A 2,730-nucleotide genomic window follows, 5' to 3' on the forward strand; every position below is an offset into this window, starting at 1 on the left:
CTCGGAGCAATCACACTTGCCCCGGGCGAGAGCACAACGGGCACGGCTACCTACACGGTTACCCAAGCGGAGAAAGATGCCGGTGCGGTAGAGAACCTGGCCACAACGACAGGCACACCGCCGACTACCGACCCAGGTAATCCATCTACGCCGATAACGCCGGTTCCATCGACACCAGACACGGATAACCCCGGCACGCCGGGCGATCCGGGTGTACCGACCGAAGTGGTAGTTCCGGCTGATCCCGCATTGTCCTTCGCCAAAACGGGTGTGCTATCCGCGGACGGCAATACCATTGAATACACGTTCACGGTGACGAATATCGGCAACGTGACGATGGACGCGATTACCATCGATGATCCGAAAATCACGGATCCGATTGTACTCGGAGCAACGACACTTGCCCCGGGCGAGAGCACAACGGGCACAGCTACCTACACGGTTACCCAAGAGGAGAAAGATGCGGGCAACGTGGATAATGATGCCACGGTAACGGGCACGCCACCGTTTGACCCTGCCGATCCGGACGAACCCGGCCAGCCGATCACACCTGTTCCATCAACCCCAGATACGGATAACCCCGGCACACCGGGCGACCCGGGTGTACCGACCGAAGTGGTCGTTCCGGCTGACCCCGCATTGTCCTTCGCCAAGACGGGCGTATTGTCTACCGACGGCAATACCATCGAATATACATTCACGGTGACGAACACCGGCAACGTGACGATGGATGGTATTACGGTCAGTGATCCGAAAATCACGGATCCGATTGTCCTCGGAGCAACGACGTTGGCACCAGGCGAAAGCACGACGGGTACGGCGACTTACACGGTTACCCAAGCGGAGAAAGATGCCGGTGCAGTAGAGAACCTAGCCACGGCCACAGGCACACCTCCGACGACAGATCCAGACAATCCGTCTACGCCGATCACACCGGTTCCATCGACACCAGACACGGATAACCCCGGCACACCGGGCGACCCGGGTGTACCGACCGAAGTGGTAGTTCCGGCTGATCCCGCATTGTCCTTCGCCAAGACAGGCGTGCTATCCGCAGACGGCAACACGATCGAATACACGTTCACGGTAACCAACATGGGCAACGTGACGATGGAGGACATCGCGGTAACCGATCCAAAGATCAGCGACCCGATCGTACTCGATGCAACAACACTTACCCCGGGGCAGGTCGCCACGGGCACGGCCACCTATACCATCACCCAACCGGAGAAGGATGCCGGCAATGTCGAGAACAACGCCACGGTAACGGGCACACCACCGTTCGACCCTGCGGATCCGACACAGCCGGGCGAACCGATAACACCGGTACCATCGACGCCGGATGTTGACAGCCCGGGTACGCCGGGCGATCCGGGCGTACCGACGGTAGTCAACGTCCCTGCCGACCCATCGCTATCCTTCGCCAAGACGGGCGTACTGTCGGCCGACGGCAATACCATCGAATATACGTTCACGATGACCAACACGGGCAACGTGACGATGACGGGTGTGGAGGTGACCGACCCGAAAATCACGGATCCGATTGTACTCGGAGCAACGACACTCGCCCCGGGCGAAAGCACGACGGGCACGGCTACCTACATGGTGACCCAAGCGGAGAAAGATGCCGGTGCAGTGGAGAACCTGGCCACAACGACAGGTACGCCACCGTTCGATCCCGCTGATCCGGATGAACCCGGCCAGCCGATCCCCCCTGTTCCATCAACCCCGGACACGGACAATCCCGGCACGCCGGGTGACCCGGGTGTTCCCACGGAGGTAGACATTCCAGCGGATCCGGCACTGTCCTTCGCCAAGATGGGCGTACTATCTGCCGATGGCAACACGATAGAATACACGTTCACGGTAACCAACATCGGCAACGTGACGATGGATGCGATTACTATAGATGATCCGAAAATCATCGACCCGATTGTACTCGGAGCAACGACACTCGCCCCTGGCGAAAGCACGACAGGTACGGCTACCTACACGGTGACCCAAGCGGAGAAAGACGCGGGTGAGGTAGAGAACCTGGCCACAACGACAGGCACACCTCCGACGACAGACCCGGGCAACCCGGCCACGCCGATAACACCGGTTCCATCGACACCAGACACGGATAACCCCGGCACGCCGGGCGATCCGGGTGTACCGACCGAAGTGGTAATCCCGGCAGACCCAGCATTGTCATTTGCCAAAACGGGTGTGCTATCCGCGGACGGCAACACCATCGAATATACGTTCACGGTGACCAACACCGGCAACGTGACGATGATGGATATCACCCTTGCGGAAGCTGACTTCAGCGGCACGGGCACGGCTCCGGTCCCTGCGTTCGTTTCCAACAGCGGAAGCAGCGCGGAAGGTACACTTGTACCGGCTGAGGTGGCAACCTACACGGCGACCTATACACTGACGCAGGCGGACAAGGACGCGGGCGGGGTGGAGAACGCGGCCACGGCCACGGGCACACCTCCGACGACAGATCCGGGCAATCCGGCTACGCCGATAACCCCTGTTCCATCAACACCTGACCCAGACAACCCCGGCACACCGGGCGACCCGGGTGTACCGACCGAAGTGGTCGTTCCGGCTGACCCAGCATTGTCCTTTGCCAAGACGGGCGTATTATCCGCCGATGGCAATACCATCGAGTATACATTCACGGTGACCAACACGGGCAATGTGACGATGGATGCGATTACCATAGATGACCCGAAAATCACC

1 protein-coding gene is annotated in these 2,730 nt (G+C 59.9%); it reads left to right on the top strand.

Annotated features, from left to right (window positions below):
* On the top strand, positions 1 to 2,730 hold a 2,730-nt coding region (locus U9S71_RS20760), incomplete at both ends, for a DUF7507 domain-containing protein (RefSeq protein WP_326329774.1).

Origin of the sequence: Parapedobacter flavus (assembly GCF_035818675.1) — a bacterium.
Taxonomy (GTDB): Bacteria; Bacteroidota; Bacteroidia; order Sphingobacteriales; family Sphingobacteriaceae; genus Parapedobacter; species Parapedobacter flavus.